Genomic DNA, 18718 nt, shown 5'->3' with positions numbered 1-18718 from the left:
ACCCCGGCATGGACCGGGGTCCTTGCGTATCAGCCGCCGGTGCGCCTGGTGCTGCTGTAGAGGTCCAGCAATACCTGGTCGAGGATGGACGAGGCCCCCCAAGGCCGATTGCTGTTGAGGATCGCCACCACCACCCAGTTGCGTCCGTTGGCGTCGCGGCTGAAGCCGGCCAGGGCGCGGACCGTGTTCAGCGTACCGGTCTTGACGTGCGCCTCACCGGCCATCGGGGTGCCGCGCAGGCGTTTGCGCATGGTGCCGTCCTTCGCCACGATCGGCAGCGAGGAGATGTACTCGGCGGCATAGGGGCTGTGCCAGGCGGCTTGCAGCATCGCGGCCATCTCGCGAGCGCTGACGCGCTCGTCGCGGGACAGGCCGGAGCCGTTCTCCATCACCAGGTGCGTGGCGGTGATGCCCTTGCGGGCCAGCCATTGGCGAATCACCCGCTGCGCGGCCTGGGCGTCATCGGCATCGGCACTGTTGCGGAAGCGTTCGCCCAGGGAGAGGAACAGCTGGCGCGCCATCGTGTTGTTGCTGAATTTGTTGATGTCACGGATGACTTCCACCACGTCCGGTGAGTTGGCGCGGGCGACCAGCGTGGCGCTCTTGGGCACGTTGCCTTCGCGGTCCTTGCCCATGATGCTGCCGCCCAGCTCCCGCCAGATGCCGCGAACGGCACCGGCGGTGTAGCCCGGATGGTCGAGCAGCGACATGTAGGTCTGCGCGCTGCAGCCCGATGGGATCTGGCCGGTTGCCACCAGCGAGGTGCCGTCGAACTGGGTGACGGGGTTGAAACGCAGTTTCGGCCAGGCCGGGCAGGGCGCCGCCTTGCTGACCTTGACCTGGTTGTCGATACGCACGTTGGCCAGCGGCGGGTCCATCAGCACGCTGGCCTTTCCGCCGTCGGAGCGCACGACCAGGCGCACGCTCTTGAGGTTGACCAGCAGGGAGTCGGGGCCGACCAGGAAGGGTTTGTTGTCGTCGCCGCCGTCGTCGTTGAACACCGGCAACTGCGGAATGTTGAAGTAGCTGCGGTCCAGCACCAGGTCGCCGGTGACCTTGCTGACGCCATTGGCGCGCAGGTCACGCATGAGCAGCCAGAGCTTCTCCATGTTCAGCTTGGGGTCGCCGCCGCCCTTGAGGTACAGGTTGCCGTTGAGCACGCCGTCCTTGAGCTGGCCGTCGGTGTAGAACTCGGTCTGCCATTGGTACGTCGGGCCGAGCATTTCCAGGGCGGCGTAAGTGGTGAACAGCTTCATGGTTGACGCCGGGTTCACCGAGACATCGGCGTTGAAGTAGGTTGGATTGCCGGGGCCGTCGAGGGGAATCATCACCAGCGACAGCGCGTCATTGGTCAACTTGCTGGCCTTCAGGGCCTTTGCAACGCGGTCGGGCAGGGTGGTGTTGATCTGGGCCAGTGCCGGCAGGGTGAAGGGTAATAATGTGGCGAAGGCGAGAACACGCAGCGATTTGAACATAGGAAAGGTGACATCCCAGTGGTCGGGCATTGACTTGAAAAAATGAAAAGATGAAACGCAACAATACGAATGAGCAGCTCCTTGTTTCCCCGGAGCTGCGGACATTATGCCGCAAGCTGCCGCGTGTTGCGCTGGGCAACACATGCCAGTTGTCATGGGAGCGGCGGTGGAGCTGTTAGAGTTGTGGATGGCCTGCCCGGGGAGCGTCGGGCAGTAGTTGGAATAATCATGATAAGGCCGACCTGTCGCCTTATCCGCAGGAGGTTGTCAGATGGCCACCAATCGTTCTCGTCGTTTGCGCAAGAAGTTGTGTGTCGATGAGTTCCAGGAGTTGGGATTCGAATTGAGCTTCCAGTACCAGTCCGGTCTGGATGCAACGGCGATTGCGGCCTTCATGCAGCGCTTCGCGTCGGATGCGGTGGAGCCCAACGAGCTGGTGTACGGCGGGTGTGACGAATACGGCTTCATCTGCCTGGCGCACCGTGGCTCGGTCAGCGAAGAACAGCGCGCCACTGTGGATGGCTGGCTCAGGCAACAGCCGGAGCTGGCCGCTTTCACGGCGGGACCGTTGATGGATGCCTGGTATCCGGATCAGCCCATCAACGCCAAGACGGAATGAGGGCGTGCGCCGGATGCGCTCGCTGCGCAACGCGGCGGTGCATCCAGGCGCTCCGGGCCGTTACCCGGCCTTCTCCCCCAGGGTTTGCAATAGCGTCCGCTGGTCCAGGGGCTTGGACAGGCAGGCTAGAACGGGGAGGCCGCTGCTTTTGAGCTGCTTTTCCAGCCTCTGCAGCTCGTCTTCCTCCCTGTAACTGAACAGTATCGCCTGCTGTATGCCGCCACTGCTGGCCAGCTCGGTGAGCAGCTCTATGCCGTTGGTATCCGGAAGGTTGATGTCGCACAGCAGCAGGTCGAAGGGTTTTTCACGCCGTTGACAGGCTTCCCTGGCCTCCTCGGCGTCCAGCGCGGGAGTCAGGTAGAAGAACCCCATTCGGTTGAGGTGCATCTGCATGGCGATCAACTGAAAGGGGTGATCCTCGACGACCAGGATGGCGAGCGTGCTGTCCTGCATGGCGGTTTCTCCTGGGGTTCTGGGGTGTCTGAGCATCGGGTGGGGGCTGATGGCGCGGGTCGGCGTCTGGTAGTGCCCGGTCCTGTTTTCGATATGGCTGCTCCGTTCAGGATGTTGCAGGTCGGCTATTTCCAGATTGATGGAGCGATTATTGAGTTGGCGGGTGGAGCTGTCCGTTTCAATGAAGGTCAGTGACTTATCGATGGTAAGCCGGGTTGGTTGAAGTTTCAGGTCGTGAACTTTCATAAATCCAGAAGAGTGTGTGAAGTGACTTGCTCTGGGTTTTTGCTTATTCATCGAGTAGATCTTTCTGCGTCGCACTCTGAAGTGGTGGTGGAATTTGTCGTCGGTTGTAAGGGGTGAAATCTTGATTCGCGAGCACTTGGTGAATTGCATTGACGGCAATGTCGGGATAAACGAGTTTGGTTTTGCCTCTCCAGGATATCTATAAACACTGTTCTGCTCTTGCAGTCTCGATAGATAGATGGATTTTTCAACTCCACCCAGAACTTGGAGTTTGTACCGATCGGCCAGATGCAATATCGCTTGGCGCAGCTCGGGCGATAACTCGCTGACTCGTATCGCTGGCCTTGACCTGATACGTCTGGGCGGCCAGTCGGAGGATGCTCAAACCGTCCATGCCCGACCCGTGGGCATCGCAGGTCACGATGTCTACGCCTCCGCTCTGGCGGAGCTGCAGCAAGGCGTCCTGTTCGTTGGTTGCAGCTTGTATCCCCCGATAGTCGAGAGTCTGCAGGGGGGCATGTAGTGGACTGCCTGGGGAGCGGGTGATCCTCCAGAACCATCAGCAGAGGAGAGGTCATGTGGGAAATCCGTTGGTGCCGGAGCTTTCTGTCGATGGTGCTGATCTGACCGAGGAATCGATGTCGGTGTTTCGCTTGTTTGGTGTCGGAAGATTCTTATTGAGAATTAGATACGGGAGCGGGATTTGTATATTCAGGCGGGTGAATGATCAGGATTTAGGAGTTTTGTAGGATATCTACGCTTGTTGTGTAGGAAATCCCCTTGATGCTGAATATCGAGGGGGGGACGTCTCGACAGAACAGGCCTAGAAGATATCTTACCGACAGATATTCGATTCCATGAAACTGTCGGAGGGATTCCGTGAGCAAGGTACTTATTGTCGATGATCACCCGGTTATCCGCATGGCAATGCGCGTGTTGCTGGAGAAAGAATGCCATGTCGTCGTGGGTGAGGCCGACAACGGCGTGGATGCGCTCTCTATGGTCAAGGACCTGGTTCCGGATCTGGTTGTTCTGGATATTGGTATCCCCCGGCTGGACGGCCTGGAGGTCATCAGCCGAATCTCCGCCTTCGACCTGCCGCTGAAAATCCTGGTCCTGACCGGGCAGAGCGCCTCCCTGTTCGCCATGCGCTGCATGCAGGCCGGTGCCTCGGGCTTCGTCTGCAAGCAAGGCGGACTGGCCGAGCTGATCAGTGCGGTCAGCGCCGTGGTGGCGGGATACAACTACTTCCCCAGCACGGCTATCCGGCAGACGCGCAGGAACAACGGACAGCTGGATGACCAGGAACTCATCCAGCGCCTCTCCGATCGCGAGATGGCCGTACTCCAGTACCTGGCGAATGGTTACTCGAACAAGGAGATTTCCGAGCAGATGTTCATCAGCAACAAGACCGTCAGCACCTACAAGACGCGACTGCTGCTGAAGCTGAATGCTCATTCCCTGGTCGACCTGATTGAGTTTGCCAAGCGTAACGCGCTGGTTTGAGGTGTGTGATGTTCAACTGGCGTGGACACCTTCGCTTGGCTCTGGGCGCGATTCTGCTGCTGGGCTGCCTGGGAGCCGTGGGTGCGGAGTCCTCTTCTTGGTCCCACATGAATTTGCTGGCGCGGTCATCGGATGTGCTGGTCAAGGTCCAGTTGGACGAAGCCGACTGGCAATGGCTGCGAGGCAAGCGCACTCTCGTGCTGGGAGTGACCGCCCCCGACTACGCACCGTTCGACATCATGGCCAGCGGTACGGATCTGGAAGGCGTGACCGCCGACTACATGGGCGTACTCGCCGAGGCGCTTAACGTACGGGTCGAAGTGCGCCGATACGCTGATAGACAATCTGCCATCAGCGCACTCCAGAAGGGGGAGATCGATCTGTTGAGCCGCGCGACCCACTATGAGTCGAGCTTCCCCGGAATCAGCCTTTCCCTACCCTACTTCACCAATCAGCCGGTCATTGTCGGTCCTCAGGGGATGCGCCTGGACAGTGGCGATCAACTGCGTGGCAAGCGACTATCGGTGGTGAGCGACTACTTCTCCAATGAAGAACTCGCCAGGGACTTCCCCGGGGCCACGATCATGCCGTTCCTGTCCCTGCACCAGGCACTCGAGGCGGTGGCATTCGGGCAGGCGGACCTGTTCGTGGGAGATACGTTCAGCGCGCAGTACCTGATGAGCCAGGGCTATCTCGCCAACCTGAAGCCGCTCAATTTCGCCAGTTTCAACGGCGCGGGTTTCAGCTTCGCCGTCAGGAGCTCTGACGAACCCCTGCTGAAAATCCTCGATCGAGCGCTGGCGGCGACTCCGCAGCAGCTCGACAATGCCATTCAGCGGCGCTGGAGCCCGGGGGGCGCTTATTCCATCGCCAGCCAACGACTGATCCTCACACCTCAGGAACAGCGCTGGATGGAGCGCAACCCGCATCCGGTGCTGGTGGTCGATCGAGCGCAGGCGCCGATTTCCTTCTTCGATTCGCAGCGGAACTTCCAGGGAATCGCCGCGGATCTGCTGGACCTCATTCACGCGCGGACTGGACTCAGCTTCGATGTACGGCCTGAGCCGAGCGTTTCCACCATGCTGGACGAAGTCAAGGATGGCAAGGCGAAGGCGATCGGCGCGCTGACGCCAACCGCGGATCGGGAGGAGTGGCTGGCCTTCACTCGCCCCTACATGAGCGCCTCCTTTGCGGTGGTGGTGGCGAAGGATGCGGGCTGGTTCCATTCGTTGGCCGATCTCCGTGGTCGGCGTGTCGCGGTGCCCAGAGGTTCGGTCCTGGAGAGTTTCATGCGCGAGCGGCACCCGGAGGTGCGGCTCGTGCCGGTGGAAAATAACGTCGACGACCTGCCGATGATCAGCGAGGGCAAGGTGGATGCGAGCATCCATCTGTCAACGTCGGCGAATTACCTGATTTCGCGGTATTACCACGAGCTGCGTGTGGCCGCGTCCCTGGACCGGGAGCCCGGGCAGTTTTCGATTGCCGTGTCGCAGAGGGATCCGGAGCTCCTGAGCATCCTGAACAAGGCGATTCTGGCGATCTCCCCGGATGACATGGCCAACGTCATCGGGCGCTGGTCGGCGAGCGTCGAAGGTCCTGATAGCACCTGGGAAGGCTATCGGACCCGGATCGTACAACTGGTCTGGGGCGGTATCGCGTTGCTCTGCGCAGTACTGCTATGGAACTGGCGCCTGCAGGTGAAGGTTCGTCGCAGACGGTTGTCGGAGAAGGAGCTCAACTATCGGCTCGGATTCAAGCGCGCGATGATCAATGGCATTCCCCACCCCGTCGCGGTGCGGGACAGGGAGGGGCGGTTGCTCACCTGCAATCGCAGTTTCCTCGAGGTCACGGGCATGACCCGTAATGCCGCCCAGGGCAGCCGCCTCATCGATTGCGACTGGTTGCCTGCCGAGGAGGCCCAGGCACTGCATGAGGAGTATCTGCAGACTATGACGCACGGACGGGCGCTGGCCTCGGATCGGGTGTTCCTGCTGTGCCAGCGCATGGTGGAGGTCTACCACTGGGCGACCCCGTACAAGGGACCGAAGGGCGAGGTGCTGGGACTGGTGAGCGGCTGGCTCGACGTCACCGAGCGTGAACGTTTGCACCATCAACTGCAGGCAGCCAAGGATCAGGCCGAAGAAGCCAGCCGTGCCAAGAGCACCTTCCTGGCCACCATGAGTCATGAAATCCGCACGCCAATGAATGCAGTGATCGGCATGCTCGAACTGGCCCTGACCCGCGCCGACCAGGGACATTGGGAGCGTGAGTCGGTCGAGGTGGCCTATGACTCGGCCAAATCTCTGTTGACGTTGATCGGCGATATCCTCGATGTCGCCAAGATCGAGTCAGGGCGTTTGACCCTGATGCCGGAGCGTGCCCGGCTGCGTGAACTGGTCGAGTCCATCGCTCGGGTATTCGATGGACTGGCGCGGCAGAAAGGGCTGGAGCTCAAGGTGGAGATCGATGCCGAGGCCGCCTGCGACGTTCTCATCGACCCGCTGCGTTTCAAGCAGATCCTGTCGAACCTGGTCAGCAACGCCATCAAGTTCACCGACAAGGGCCAGGTACGGATTCAAGTGTGCGGGGAGCGCTTCGCAGGGGCGCACATGGCTCTGGAGGTCGCGGTTGAAGACAGCGGCATCGGGATCACCGCCAGCGATCAGGCGCAGCTCTTCGAGCCATTCAGCCAGGCTTCGCAGACCAGTCAGGCATCTCGTGGCGGTACTGGCCTGGGGCTCACCATCTGTCGCAAGCTGGCGGAGATGATGGGGGGCAGTGTGCAATTGGAGAGTCAGCCCGGAGAAGGCACGCGGGTCTGCGTGAGCCTGTCGCTGCAGGTTCTGGAGCCGCTCGCCGAGGAGAAGATGGCTCCCAGGCTGGCGCATCAGCCCTGCGGCCGATCACTCCGGGTGCTGGTGGTCGATGACCACGCCGCCAACCGCCTGTTGCTGACGCAACAGCTCGAGCATCTCGGGCATCAGGTGGATGTGGCATGTGACGGCGCAAAGGCACTTCAGGCTTGGCATCCCGGCGATTTCGATCTGGTGATTACGGACTGCAACATGCCGGTGCTCACTGGCTATGACCTGGCACACCGTATTCGCGAGCTGGAGGTGGAAATGGATGTGGAGCCCTGCGTGATTTTCGGCTTTACCGCCAACGCCCAGCCCGATGAGATGGAGAACTGCCGCCGTGCCGGTATGAACGATTGCCTGTTCAAACCCATCGGGCTGGAAAACCTGCGTAAACGCCTGGAGTCCGTGCCCTGCTGTGCGTCCGATATCCCGTGCCCTGAAATGCAAGGCCTGGATCTCCAGTTGCTGGAGGGAATGACCGGAGGGAACCCCACGTTGATCCACCGGTTGCTGGAAGAGTTGTACAACAGCAATGACACGGATATCGAGCAGGTGGGGCCTTTGCTGGAAGCGCAGGACTGGAAAGAGCTGGGCGAGCTGGCGCATCGCATGAAAGGCGCTGCCCGCCTGGTCAATGCAAGTGCCCTGCAGGAGGGGTGCGCCGAGCTGGAGGCCGCCTGCCGTGATCACCTTGAAGTCTCGAAGATCCGCGCGAAGGCGTCGAGTGTCATCTCGGTGATGTTTGAGTTGCAGCGGGGACTCAGCGAGCAGTTGGCCAGGTCCGGGCGGGTGGCGTAAGGCTCAGCTCGGGCTGGAACGCCCCGTCATTTCCCGGGCCAGTTCCGTGGCGTAGCTGTCCGTCATGCCGGCGATGAAGTCGATGACGCGCAGGAAGGAGCGGTACAGTGGCCAGCTCGGGTCCGGCGCGTTCTGGCCGAGCAGGTCGAGGATTCGCCGGTGCTTGAACGATGGGGTGCGGCCACCATGCTGCTCCAGCGCCGCACCGCAGAAGGAGTTGAGCAGGATTTCCAGCGTGGTGTAGGCACCGATTTCATGCAGTGTCTTGCGCTTGTCCTGGAAGATCTTCTCCCGTGCCATTGCCTTGGCCCTTTGCACGCAACGCTTGGCGGGGCCGTGCATGTGCTCCACCAGGTCGCCGGACAACCGCCCTGCCAATAGCGCCGGCTCCTGTTCGACGAAGGCCCGCGCCGCGGCATTGGTCAGGTGCTCGATGGCCTTGCCGCGGAGGATTGCCAGCTTGCGCCGGCGGGAGTCGTTGGGGCCCAGCTGACGGTAGGTCTCCGGTAGATCGTCGCCCACCAGGTCGAGCAGCAGCGCCTCGACTTCGGCGTAGTCCAGAAGCTCCATTTCCAGCCCATCTTCGAGATCGATCAGGCCGTAGCAGATGTCATCCGCCGCTTCCATCAGGTAGACCAGCGGATGGCGGGCCCAGCGCTCGGACTCCAGCTGCGGCATGCCCAGTTTCTGGGTGATCTGCTCCAGCAGCGGCAGCTCGCTGCGGTAGCAGCCGAACTTGTGCTTCTTGTAGCCGAGCGAGTCGGCATGGCGGGCAGTCCAGGGGTACTTCAGGTAGGTGCCGAGGGTCGCGTAGGTCAGGCGCGTGCCGCCGTCGAACTGGTGGTATTCGAGTTGGGTGAGTACGCGGAAGCCCTGGGCGTTGCCTTCGAAATGCAGGAAGTCGGAGCGTTCCTCGTCGTTCATGTCGTCCAGCCAGCCACGTCCGGCGGCCTGTTGGAACCAGTGGCGGATGGCGTCTTCGCCGGAGTGGCCGAAGGGCGGGTTGCCGATGTCATGGGCGAGGCAGGCGGACTGCACGATTACCCCCATGTCCGCCGGGTCGCACCATTCCGGCAGGCGGTCGCGGATGATCTCGCCGACGCGCATGCCCAGCGAACGGCCGACGCAGCCGACCTCCAGCGAGTGGGTCAGGCGCGTATGGATGTGGTCGTTGCTCGACACCGGGTGCACCTGGGTCTTGCGTCCCAGGCGGCGGAATGCCCCGGAAAAGATGATGCGATCATGGTCCTTGTGGAAGGCGCTGCGGCCGAGCTCGGCGCTGCTGTGTACCGGTTTGCCGAGGCGTTCTCGGGGGAGCAGGGTGTGCCAGTCCATTCGTCTTTCCGCAATCTGGAGAGTTACCGGCAACGCTAGCCGTTCGCGCCGGCAATCTCAATCGCAGGACTACAGGCCGTCGGCATCGATGTCGATGAGGAAAAGACGCCGGCCCTGGTCGATGAACTGCCCGGCGGTCATGCAGTACTGGTTGGTGGTGGCATCGCGGTAGGTGTTGGACAGCATCAGGCGGCGCTCTTCCCAGCCTTCGGCCAGCAACTGGTAGAAGTACGGGCGCCAGGACCAGTTGTGACCCAGGTAACGCCGGTCTTCCTTCCAGAACAGACCGTTCCACTCCAGGTTCGGTGAGGTCTGGGTGCCGTGGCGGTCGCACTGGTAGATGCGCAGCAGCCGGGTGAAAGACTCCGGCGCCGGCGGCAGGCTGCTGAGGATGGCGCCGCTTTCGGCCCAGGGGCGCAGCATGTCCATCAGCTCGGCGAGTTGCTGGCGCAGTTGGATGAGGTTGGCGCGCTCTCGCAGCTTGCGTCGTACATAGTGCTCGCGGCGCTGGGCGAAGGCGTCGCGGAAGGCGTCGCTGGCCGGGAACTCCAGTGCGGGTCTGGCGAACAGGTAGCCCTGCACGTAGCGCACGCCGCACTCCAGGGCGAAGTCCATTTCCTCCTCGGTTTCCACGCCTTCTGCGATGATCCAGCAGCCGGTTTTCTCGGCCATCTGTGCCAGGGCCTTCACCACGTCGCCGCTGGGACCGCCGCGAGCGGCCGCCTGGAACAGGCGCATGTCGAGCTTGAGGATATCCGGCTGCAGTGCCAGTACGCGATCGAGCTGCGAGTAGCCGGCGCCGAAGTCGTCGATGGCGATACGCGCCCCCGCCTCTCGGTAGCGCGCCACTACTTCCGGCAAGCGCTGATGGCCGCCGCCCAGTTCGGTGATCTCGAACACCACGCGCTTGGGCGGAACCCCTTGCTGCTCCAACTGCTTGAGGCTGGGCAGCGGCTGGTTCGGCCGCAGGCGACTGATCCAGCGTGGCGAGATGTTCAGGCTGAGGAACCAGTCCGCCGGGGCTTCGTGGATCCGTGCCAGGGCTGCATCGCGGATCTGGCGATCGAGTCGGCGCAGTTCGCCGAGGCTGATTCGCGGATTGAAGAACAACGGGCCGACCGAGAGCAGCTCCCCGGTCTCCTGACGCAGGCGTCCCAGTGCCTCGACCCCCGCGACCAGACCGGTCGCGGTGTCGATGAAGGGTTGGAAACAGGCGATCGGTTGTCCTTCGGTCACGGAGCACATCCTTAGTGGTGCGACAGTGGGCGCCGGCGGCGCGGGCAGCTGTCACGTTGCAAGAATGTGGCCACTCAAGGCGGTGGTGGCGCCTCGCTGCGCGGTTTGCGCAGTTGCAGCAACAGCGGGGCAAGGGCAATGCCGATGCGCAGCAGGCGGATCCAGCGGCGCTTGCCGAGCAGCAGCGCCAATGCCGCCGCACCGCCGGCGCCGGCCCACAGCGGCGTGCTGCCGCGCAGGCTCTGGCCCAGGTTGCGGGCTTGTTTCAGGGGCTGCAGCAGCAGATCGCTCTCGCGTTTGAGGTGCTGGCGCTGCATTTCCAGACGCAGCCGCACGATGGCCTTGCGCAATTCGCTCCGTGACAGGTGGCTTGCGGATTCCGGCAGTTCGCTCATGGCTGCAGGCGCTCCCGGTCACGGGCCAGCTCGTCGAGTGTCGCACTGAATGGCGAGCGCTCGTCGCTGAGCAGTTGATAAAGGCGCCAGGCGCACAGGGCGCTGCCGGCGATATAGAAGAGGCAGAGGCCAATGGCCGCCTGCAGTCGGTAGCTGTCCCAGAACACCAGCAGGACCAGCGTCGACAGGCCGATCAGCAGGAGCAGCGCGAACACCAGCGCAAGACCTGCCAACAGCAGGATCTGCAGGGTGCGTGCCTTCTGTTCCTGCAGTTCGATGCCCAGCAATTCGACGTGCCCGTGCAACAGTCCGAGGAAGGCGGCGCCCAGGCGCCGCAGGGAAGGGGAACTGGGCTTTTCGGCGTCCATTCCGTCACTCATGGATCAGCGCCGGCTCACCAGCAGGCCGAGCAGGAAGCCAACGCCCGCGGCGATGCCCACGGCCTGCCAGGGGTGTTCGTTGACGTATTCCTCGGTGGCATCTGCGGCGGCCTTGCTCTGGTCGCGCAGGGTGTCCTTGGTGGAATAGATGGCTTCGCGGGCGCGCTTGAGGCTGGAGTGGATCTGTTCGCGCATCTGGTCGGCTTCGGCGCCAGCCAGGTCGGCGGAGCTCTGCAGGAGTTTCTCGGTGTCGCTGACGAGAGCCTGAAATTCAGCCAGGAGTTCTTCCTTGGCGGCGTTCACTGCGGTCTTGCGAGGCATGTGATGCTCCTTGATCGGGTTGAGGTTCCTAATTTTCGAGCGCCCTGGGCCGGGGAAGTTTCTCATAAGTTGCGCGCCCGGCAATGCCGACGACACGGGGTAAAGCCTAGCCGCTGATTTTCCGGGTGGGTGGTATGCGGCTTGCATTTCGCCGGTGCGCAAGGAGAGCGGAATGCCCCGTGGCGGGGCGTTTCCGGAGCGATGAAAGGCCGGAGGGATCTGCTCAACACACTGAAAAACAAAAGGAAGTACAGAAAACAGCCGTGCTCTCCGAATCGCCCGCGGGCGAATCCGGGGCAGCAGTTGGCCCCCGCTTGGTGCGCCGCCGCTTCAAGGTGGTGCAAGGGGCGGTGGTCGCGGGCCGTTTTGGTGCTTTCCCCTTGACCTTCGGGGCTGCCTGTAGCGATGGAAAATCTCAATAGCGCCGTGGAAACCCTCGTCCACGGTTCCAATACGTTGTTCATCCTGATGGGCGCGGTCATGGTCCTGGCCATGCATGCTGGTTTCGCCTTCCTCGAAGTCGGTACGGTGCGCCTGAAGAACCAGGTCAATGCGTTGTCGAAGATCCTCTCGGACTTCGCCATCTCGACCCTGGCCTATTTCTTCATCGGCTACTGGATCGCCTATGGCGTGAACTTCCTGCAGCCGGCGGCGAGCCTGGCGGCGGAGAACGGTTATGCCCTGGTGAAGTTCTTCTTTCTGCTGACCTTCGCCGCGGCGATTCCGGCGATCATCTCCGGCGGTATCGCCGAGCGCGCACGGTTCGGTCCCCAACTGTGCGCCACGGCGTTGATCGTGGCCTTCCTCTATCCGTTCTTCGAAGGGCTGGTATGGAATGCCAACTTCGGTTTCCAGGATTGGCTGAAGGCCGAGTTCGGCGCTACCTTCCACGATTTCGCCGGCTCCGTCGTGGTGCACGCCTTCGGCGGCTGGCTGGCGTTGGCGGCGGTGCTGCTCCTGGGGCGGCGTAATGGCCGTTACCGTGACGGCCGGCTGGTGGCCTTTGCGCCATCGAGCATTCCGTTCCTGGCGGCGGGCTCCTGGGTGCTGATCGTCGGCTGGTTCGGCTTCAACGTGATGAGCGCGCAGGCCCTGGCCGGCGCCAGCGGTCTGGTGGCGGTCAACTCGCTGCTGGCGATGGTCGGCGGTACCGTGGCGGCGCTGCTGGTGGGGCGCAACGACCCGGGTTTCCTGCATAACGGTCCGCTGGCGGGCTTGGTGGCGGTCTGCGCGGGCTCCGACCTGATGCACCCGATCGGTGCGCTGGTTACCGGCATGATCGCGGGGGCGCTGTTCGTCTGGGCCTTCACCGCGACCCAGGTGCGCTGGAAGATCGACGATGTGCTCGGTGTCTGGCCGCTGCACGGCCTGTGCGGTGCCTGGGGCGGTATCGCCTGCGGCATTTTCGGCCAGTCGGCGCTGGGTGGCATCGGCGGCGTGAGTCTGGCCAGCCAGGTCGTCGGGACACTGCTCGGGGTGACGCTGGCGTTCGCCGGCGGTTTGCTGGTCTATGGCCTGATCAAGCAACTGACGGGTATTCGCCTGACCCAGGAACAGGAGTACTACGGCGCGGACCTGTCGATCCACAAGATTGGTGCGATCAACCAGGAGTAGGTGGCGCTGCAACGAAAAGGCCCGGCATGTGCCGGGCCTTTTCGTTTCGCCTCCGGGGTTACCAGAGCGGCATGGTGTAGCTGACGATCAGACGGTTCTCGTCGTAATCGTTGGTGTAGTTGGTGCGCATGGTAGCATTACGCCACTTCAGGCCGAGGTTCTTCAGCGGGCCGTCCTGGAAGACATAGGCGATGTCGGTGTCGCGTTCCCATTCCTTGCCTTCGCCGTCGCTGGTGATCAGGTCGATGTTGTCGCCGTTCACGTAGCGGGTCATGAAGGTCAGGCCGGGAATGCCCAGGCCGGCGAAGTTGTAGTCGTAGCGCGCCTGCCAGGATTTCTCGTCCTTCATGGCGAAATCGCCGATCTGAACATAGTTCACCAGGTAGGGGTCGGTACCGTTGATGTAGGCGAAACCGGTGTCGCCGCTCATCTTCTGGTAGCCGAGGCCAAAGGCGTGATAGCCCAGGGCGTAGGTGAACATGGCATTGAGCGCCTTGTTGTCGATGTTGCTGCCGCCGTCGTCATCGGACTTGGCCCAGCGGATGTCGGATTTCAGCGACTGCTTGTCGGCGATCGGCAGCACATGGACCAGGCCCAGGTAGTGCTGCTTGTAGATGTTGTCGAGGCCGCCGTAGTGGTAGCTGGTGCTCAGGTTGTCGGTCCACTTGTAGCTGAGGCCGCCGAACAGGAACTCGTTGGTCTTGGTGGTATCGCCCAGGACGATGTTGCGCTTGCCACCACCGGTGATGGTCATGTCCTCGTAGTCGGAGGAGTCGCGCTGGTTCACCTGGTACAGGCGGCCGGCGTCGACGGTCAGGCCGTCGATTTCCATCGAGTTCAGCGCTGCGCCGCTGAAGGTCTGCGGCAGCAGGCGGGTGTCGTTGTACTGCACCACCGGTATCTTCGGCAGCAGGGTGCCGGCCTTCAGGGTGGTCTTGGAGGCGCGCAGCTTGGCGGTGACGCCAAGGTCGCCATAACTGTCTTCGGCGCGGCCATCGCTGCGCGAGCGCTGCAGCAGGCCGGTGCCGCTGCGGTCAGGCGACGAATCGAGTTTCAGGCCTAGGGTGCCCAGGGCATCGACGCCAACGCCAATGGTGCCGTCGGTGAAGCCGGATTCGTATTTGAGGATGAAGCCTTGCGCCCATTCTTCGGCCTTGTTCTGCGCCGGAGTCGGGCTGTCCTGACGGAAGTCGCGGTTGAAGTAGAAGTTGCGTAGTTCGACGCTGGCTTTACTGTCCTTGATGAAGTCAGCGTGGGCAATGGTCGGAACGGTAACGCTGGAACCCAGCGCGGCCAAGGCCACGGCACGGGCGATCGGGGTCTTGCTCATTGTTATTGTCTCCTCGAGCGCTTGGGGCAGGTCGGTGACGCCGGATGGGGGCGGCATGTCGATCTGTTACAGCCTATCTACTAAATCATTACCGAATGTTGACGACTCTTAGACCTTAGTCGTTGATTAGTAAGCTGGCTATTGACGCGCCGGACGGCGTGCGCAGCGGTTCGGCCTGGATCCAATGGGGGTAGTAGCCGAGACGGTCCTGCACTTGGGCGTCATGGGCGGGGATGACGGTCAGCTCCGGGTGCGAGCGCATCAGCAGATGCACGCGGGCCACTTCGTCGAGGGTGCGTTCGCGGTCGTTGTCCACCAGCCGGCGGCTGAGCCAGAACTTCTCGCGCGGGCTGCTGAAGCCGGACAGGCGCCAGGTGGTGTCGCCGCTGAAGAAGAAGCGCCGGCCGTCGTCCAGCGTGATGAGCAGCCCCACCGAGCCGGGCGTGTGGCCGCGCATCGGCACCAGCACCAGACTGCCGTCGCCGAACAGGTCGAGGCTCTCGTCATAGCCCAGAATGGGCGTCGGCTCGAACTGGAAGGGCACCCACTTCACCGGATGGCGGAACTGGCTGGGGAACACCGCCGGTGGATGCGCGATATGCGCGTAGTTGATCTCCTCATAGGGTGCCCAGACCGGCACCTCGGGGAAGTCCGACAGTCCGGAGGCATGGTCCCAATGCGCGTGGGAGAGCAGGATGCGGTCGATGCGGATGCCGCTGTTCTGCAACTGCTCGCGTACCGGTTTCAGTCCCTCGTAGCGAAACAGCGGCTTGTCCCACCAGGGCATGTCCTGCTTGAACTGCGCGTCCGCCTGGCTGCCCAGGCCGGTATCGAACAGCAGGGTGGCGGCGTGGTGCTGGATCAGCACGGCGGTGTGGTTGAGCTGCACCTGGCGGGTCCAGTCGCCGCCGGCGACGGTGAAGGCGTCCAGGGTGGTGACGCCGGAGGTGCGGACCAGCGCGAAGCGCAGGTCGGCGGCAGCATTCAGGCAGGCGAGGGCGAACGCCCCGGCAAGCAGCAGGGAAGACAGGCGCATGGAACATTCCTTTTTAGTCGGCGGCCGGCAGGAACGGCGAGTACTGCAGTTCGGAGAACCCCAGTGGCAGGCGTGCGCGCCGCAGTCGCCAGGCGCCGGGGCGCAGGCTGAGCATGCGTTGCGCGCCGGGCGTCCAGTCAGGTGCGCCATCCCGTGGCCAGTGGATACGCGCGGTTGCTTGCAGGTGCAGCAGGTCGCCGCTGTCGAAGTCGATCAGCAGCAGGGCGCAACGCGGCTCCAGCGCCAGGTTGCCGAGGGTGTTGAAGAGGTTGTTGCCGGCGTAGTCCGGCAGCCAGAGCTGGCCGTCTTCGCCGAGGCGGAGAAAGCCCGGCGGGCCTCCCCGGTGAGAGATATCGACGCCGCCATTCTCGCCGGCATACCGGCTGGCGATGAACAGGGTATCGCTGCGTGTCGCCAGTCCCACCCAGCGTGAGTCGAGGCCGACGCCACTCACGCTGGGGCCCGGCGTGCGCGGCAGGGCGTGCCAGTGGCGTGACTGGATGTACTTCGGGCAATTGCCGAAGGATTGCAGCGCGCGCAGGCTGAAGCCCTCGTCGTCCAGGGACTCCACGCGGCCGTTGAGGCGGTTGCGCCGCCGCGTCGGCAGTTCGAGTCCAAGCAGGCCCAGCAGGGCGCCGTCGTACAGGTTGGCGCGCAGCGGGTCGTCCGCCTCGGCCAGGGCCTCGACGCGCAAACGCTCCGCTTCCGGCGAGTGGGCGAATCCGGGCGAACCCCAGAGCACAGAGGCCTGGGGCTGCCCATCGGGATCGACACTGCCGACCAGCAGCCACGGCAGCAAGGCGAAGAACTCACGGTGCTGGTCCGGCATGAAGCAGCGGATCGCGCGGCTGCCGAACCCCGCAACCTGCTCGCGTACGCCGGCCCGCTCCTGAATCGCCAGTTCACCGGGGTGGAAGGGCGTGTCCATCGAACACCTCCGGGGGCTTACAGCCGAGGTTGCGGTACGTAGCCGGGCAGGGCGCGGATGCGAGCGAGCCAGTCCTGTACATAGGGATAGCCGGAAAGCTCCAGATCGCCTTCCTCCGCGAGCGCCACGTAGGGATAGACGGCAATGTCGGCGATGCTCGGCTCCTGGGTTTGCGCCAGCCAGCGGTGCTCGGCGAGGGTGGCGTCGAGCAGCTCCAGGGCATGACGGCCCTTGGCCTGCGCGGCCGGCAGGTCGCCGGGGCGCTTGAACAGCAGGATCACCCGCGCCGTCGCCAGGCCATGCTGGACTTCGTTGGCGGAAAAGCTCAGCCAGTGGGCGATGCGCCCCTGGGTCACGGCGTCCTGGGGATTCCAGTGCGGCTCGGCGTACTGCCGGGCGAGGTAGACGAGGATGGCGTGGGAGTCGCCCAGGCGCAGTTCGCCATCTTCCAGCGCCGGTACCTGGCCGCGCGGATTGATCGCCAGGAAGATCGGCCGCTTGTGCGCACCGCCGAGCAGATCGACCGGAGCCAGTTCGGCCGACTGGCCGATCAGTCCGAGGAACAGGCGCACCTTGTAGCAGTTACCGGAGAGCGGGACGTCGTGCAGTTTCATGGCGGAATCCTTTGCGTGAGTCGTTGTGGGGACTGCGAAATGGATATTAGACAGACAGGTCTGTATAGTTCAAGTGGAAAGATTGCCCGTCGGTCACGCCAGGGGCTCGCGGCTCGCGCATAATGTCGGGTCAGGAGGTAATTTCATGGCATCCAGCAAACGCGAACTGCTGCTCAGCACCGCCCAGGACCTGTTCTACCGCGAGGGCTACCACGCCACCGGCATCGACCGCATCCTCGCCGAGTCGGGCGTGGCGAAGATGACCCTGTACAAGCACTTCAAGTCGAAGGACGAGCTGATCATGGCGGCGTTGGAAGAGCGCCACGCCCGGATGGTCGAGCGCATGAACGCCGCCGAGCGGCTCATGGAGCCTCGCGCGGCGATCCTGGTGACCTTCGAGGCTTTGCAGGACTTTCTCGGCGCCGAGGATTTCTGCGGCTGCGCCTTCATCCATGCCGCCGGCGAGTTCCATGATCGCGATCACCCGATCCACCGCCAGGCCGCCGAACACAAAGCCTTCATCGAGCGCTACTACATCGCCCAGTTGGGGCGGCTGGGCGTCGCACAACCGGAGACGCTGGCGCGGCAGTTGCAATACCTGTTGGAAGGCGTGCTGGTGATGGCGCACATGCAGGGGCCGGCGAACCAGGCCCTGGAAGCTCGCGCGGCGGCCGATGTGCTGCTGCAACACGCCGGAGTCTGAGCGATGGAGTCGAACATGCCCCCCGAATGCCAGCTCTTCGGCACCCTGGGTTGTCATTTATGCGAAGTGGCGGAAGCGGTGCTGATGCCCTTCGTCGAACACGGCTTGCTGGTCGAATTGGTGGACATCGCCGACCGCGAAGAGTGGGTCGAGCGCTACGGCCTGAACATCCCCGTGTTGCGTCGTTGCGACAGCGGCGCGGAGCTCAACTGGCCCTTCGATACCGAGCAGGTCGCCAGCTTCCTTCGCTGCTAGCGCCTGGGCGGCCTTCTGCCGATTCAACCGCGGCGAGGCGTTTCATGACGATCGGATTTCCCGGGCTCGGCGGCATGGGGACCGCTGCCGTTCACCAGTCCGGGCAGTACTGATACGCCCATGAAAATCGCAGGCAATAAAAAACCCGCCGTTAGGCGGGTTTTTCGGGAATTGGTCGGAGCGACTGGATTCGAACCAGCGACCTTCTCGTCCCGAACGAGACGCGCTACCAAGCTGCGCTACGCTCCGTTTGATGGCGCGCATTCTACCGAAAAACTTTTGATGCACAAGGGGTTAGCGAAAAAAATTTCAGAAATTTTTTCTCCCCCCACTCAAAAGCAAACGCCCCGCAGACCGGCTGGGGCCTGCGGGGCGTTTTCATGGGCGGGAAGCTCAGAGCTCCTTGACGGTCCGCACCTGATCCTTGTTCACACGGGCGGTTTTGCCATCCAACTGCTCGAACTCATAGAAGCCGGATTGTTCGTCGTACTGGGGCTTGTCGACGGACTGAATCTCACGGCCATCGTTCAGCGTGATGACGGAAGGCGTGGAACAACCTGCAAGCACGCCAATGCCCAGGGCGAGCAGGAAGGCGGGAAGCATCCGGTTGGTCATG

The 18718-nt window shown here is 63.0% G+C and carries 18 protein-coding genes and 1 tRNA gene; 6 read left to right on the top strand and 13 right to left on the bottom strand.

Features of this window, described 5'->3' with window-relative positions; all coding sequences use genetic code 11:
• Positions 1 to 29 precede the first annotated feature (29 nt).
• Positions 30 to 1475 carry a D-alanyl-D-alanine carboxypeptidase/D-alanyl-D-alanine endopeptidase gene (gene dacB, locus ACYCAX_RS14320; RefSeq protein WP_460248274.1) on the bottom strand — a complete coding sequence of 482 codons (1446 nt, stop codon included), beginning with the start codon at positions 1473 to 1475 and terminating at the stop codon, positions 30 to 32.
• 271 nt (positions 1476 to 1746) lie between these two features.
• Here dacB and ACYCAX_RS14315 point away from each other — a divergent pair, with 271 nt between their 5' ends.
• Positions 1747 to 2094, top strand: coding sequence for a YggL 50S ribosome-binding family protein (locus tag ACYCAX_RS14315; RefSeq protein ID WP_015478008.1), 348 nt, complete (start codon positions 1747 to 1749; stop codon positions 2092 to 2094).
• 60 nt (positions 2095 to 2154) lie between these two features.
• On the opposite strand, the gene ACYCAX_RS14310 is transcribed toward ACYCAX_RS14315, so the two are convergent.
• Positions 2155 to 2547 (bottom strand): response regulator, encoded by a 393-nt coding sequence (locus tag ACYCAX_RS14310; RefSeq protein WP_294973758.1) that lies wholly within the window; start codon positions 2545 to 2547, stop codon positions 2155 to 2157.
• Between the two features lie 1125 nt (positions 2548 to 3672).
• On the opposite strand from ACYCAX_RS14310, the gene ACYCAX_RS14305 reads away from it, so the two are divergent.
• On the top strand, positions 3673 to 4299 hold the full coding sequence (locus ACYCAX_RS14305) for a response regulator transcription factor (protein WP_015478005.1): 627 nt from the start codon (positions 3673 to 3675) through the stop codon (positions 4297 to 4299).
• A gap of 8 nt (positions 4300 to 4307) precedes the next feature.
• Complete coding sequence (locus ACYCAX_RS14300; RefSeq protein ID WP_460248273.1) at positions 4308 to 7955, top strand: transporter substrate-binding domain-containing protein; 3648 nt, start codon at positions 4308 to 4310, stop codon at positions 7953 to 7955.
• Positions 7956 to 7958: 3 nt separating this feature from the next.
• Here ACYCAX_RS14300 and ACYCAX_RS14295 read toward each other — a convergent pair whose 3' ends face one another.
• The 5 genes from ACYCAX_RS14295 to ACYCAX_RS14275 form a co-directional block, all read right to left on the bottom strand.
• Positions 7959 to 9290 (bottom strand): deoxyguanosinetriphosphate triphosphohydrolase, encoded by a 1332-nt coding sequence (locus ACYCAX_RS14295; RefSeq protein ID WP_460248272.1) that lies wholly within the window; start codon positions 9288 to 9290, stop codon positions 7959 to 7961.
• Positions 9291 to 9359: 69 nt separating this feature from the next.
• Positions 9360 to 10526, bottom strand: coding sequence for an EAL domain-containing protein (locus ACYCAX_RS14290; protein WP_015478002.1), 1167 nt, complete (start codon positions 10524 to 10526; stop codon positions 9360 to 9362).
• Between the two features lie 74 nt (positions 10527 to 10600).
• Positions 10601 to 10921 carry a hypothetical protein gene (locus ACYCAX_RS14285; protein WP_015478001.1) on the bottom strand — a complete coding sequence of 107 codons (321 nt, stop codon included), beginning with the start codon at positions 10919 to 10921 and terminating at the stop codon, positions 10601 to 10603.
• On the bottom strand, positions 10918 to 11301 hold the full coding sequence (locus ACYCAX_RS14280; RefSeq protein WP_460248271.1) for a phage holin family protein: 384 nt from the start codon (positions 11299 to 11301) through the stop codon (positions 10918 to 10920). Before ACYCAX_RS14280 ends, ACYCAX_RS14285 begins: the two co-directional genes overlap by 4 nt.
• A gap of 3 nt (positions 11302 to 11304) precedes the next feature.
• Positions 11305 to 11622, bottom strand: a complete 318-nt coding sequence (locus ACYCAX_RS14275; protein ID WP_015477999.1) for an ElaB/YgaM/YqjD family protein — start codon at positions 11620 to 11622, stop codon at positions 11305 to 11307.
• A 405-nt stretch (positions 11623 to 12027) separates the two neighbouring features.
• On the opposite strand from ACYCAX_RS14275, the gene ACYCAX_RS14270 reads away from it, so the two are divergent.
• Positions 12028 to 13236, top strand: a complete 1209-nt coding sequence (locus ACYCAX_RS14270) for an ammonium transporter (RefSeq protein WP_294973722.1) — start codon at positions 12028 to 12030, stop codon at positions 13234 to 13236.
• A 58-nt stretch (positions 13237 to 13294) separates the two neighbouring features.
• On the opposite strand, the gene ACYCAX_RS14265 is transcribed toward ACYCAX_RS14270, so the two are convergent.
• The 4 genes from ACYCAX_RS14265 to ACYCAX_RS14250 form a co-directional block, all read right to left on the bottom strand.
• The gene (locus ACYCAX_RS14265) at positions 13295 to 14566 is read right to left on the bottom strand and encodes an OprD family porin (protein ID WP_015477997.1); all 1272 of its coding nucleotides are present in this window, start codon (positions 14564 to 14566) and stop codon (positions 13295 to 13297) included.
• A gap of 115 nt (positions 14567 to 14681) precedes the next feature.
• Positions 14682 to 15602 carry an MBL fold metallo-hydrolase gene (locus ACYCAX_RS14260; RefSeq protein WP_294973720.1) on the bottom strand — a complete coding sequence of 307 codons (921 nt, stop codon included), beginning with the start codon at positions 15600 to 15602 and terminating at the stop codon, positions 14682 to 14684.
• Between the two features lie 13 nt (positions 15603 to 15615).
• Complete coding sequence (locus tag ACYCAX_RS14255) at positions 15616 to 16530, bottom strand: flavin-nucleotide-binding protein (protein WP_460248270.1); 915 nt, start codon at positions 16528 to 16530, stop codon at positions 15616 to 15618.
• 17 nt (positions 16531 to 16547) lie between these two features.
• Complete coding sequence (locus ACYCAX_RS14250) at positions 16548 to 17144, bottom strand: glutathione S-transferase family protein (protein ID WP_460248269.1); 597 nt, start codon at positions 17142 to 17144, stop codon at positions 16548 to 16550.
• 145 nt (positions 17145 to 17289) lie between these two features.
• Between ACYCAX_RS14250 and ACYCAX_RS14245 the strand changes: the two genes are divergently transcribed.
• Together ACYCAX_RS14245 and ACYCAX_RS14240 are read left to right on the top strand one after the other, a co-directional pair.
• Positions 17290 to 17847, top strand: a complete 558-nt coding sequence (locus tag ACYCAX_RS14245; RefSeq protein WP_015477993.1) for a TetR/AcrR family transcriptional regulator — start codon at positions 17290 to 17292, stop codon at positions 17845 to 17847.
• Positions 17848 to 17862: 15 nt separating this feature from the next.
• Entirely contained in the window at positions 17863 to 18102 is a 240-nt protein-coding gene (locus ACYCAX_RS14240; protein ID WP_015477992.1) for a glutaredoxin family protein, read from the top strand.
• 172 nt (positions 18103 to 18274) lie between these two features.
• On the opposite strand, the gene ACYCAX_RS14235 is transcribed toward ACYCAX_RS14240, so the two are convergent.
• Positions 18275 to 18351: transfer RNA gene (locus ACYCAX_RS14235), tRNA-Pro, on the bottom strand.
• Positions 18352 to 18495: 144 nt separating this feature from the next.
• Positions 18496 to 18717 (bottom strand): YgdI/YgdR family lipoprotein, encoded by a 222-nt coding sequence (locus ACYCAX_RS14230; protein WP_015477991.1) that lies wholly within the window; start codon positions 18715 to 18717, stop codon positions 18496 to 18498.
• Between the last annotated feature and the right edge of the window lies 1 nt (position 18718).

The organism is Pseudomonas sp. MT3 (assembly GCF_054720805.1).
The sequence above is the reverse complement of the archived record's forward strand: the minus strand, read 5'-3'. Positions and strand labels throughout refer to the sequence as shown.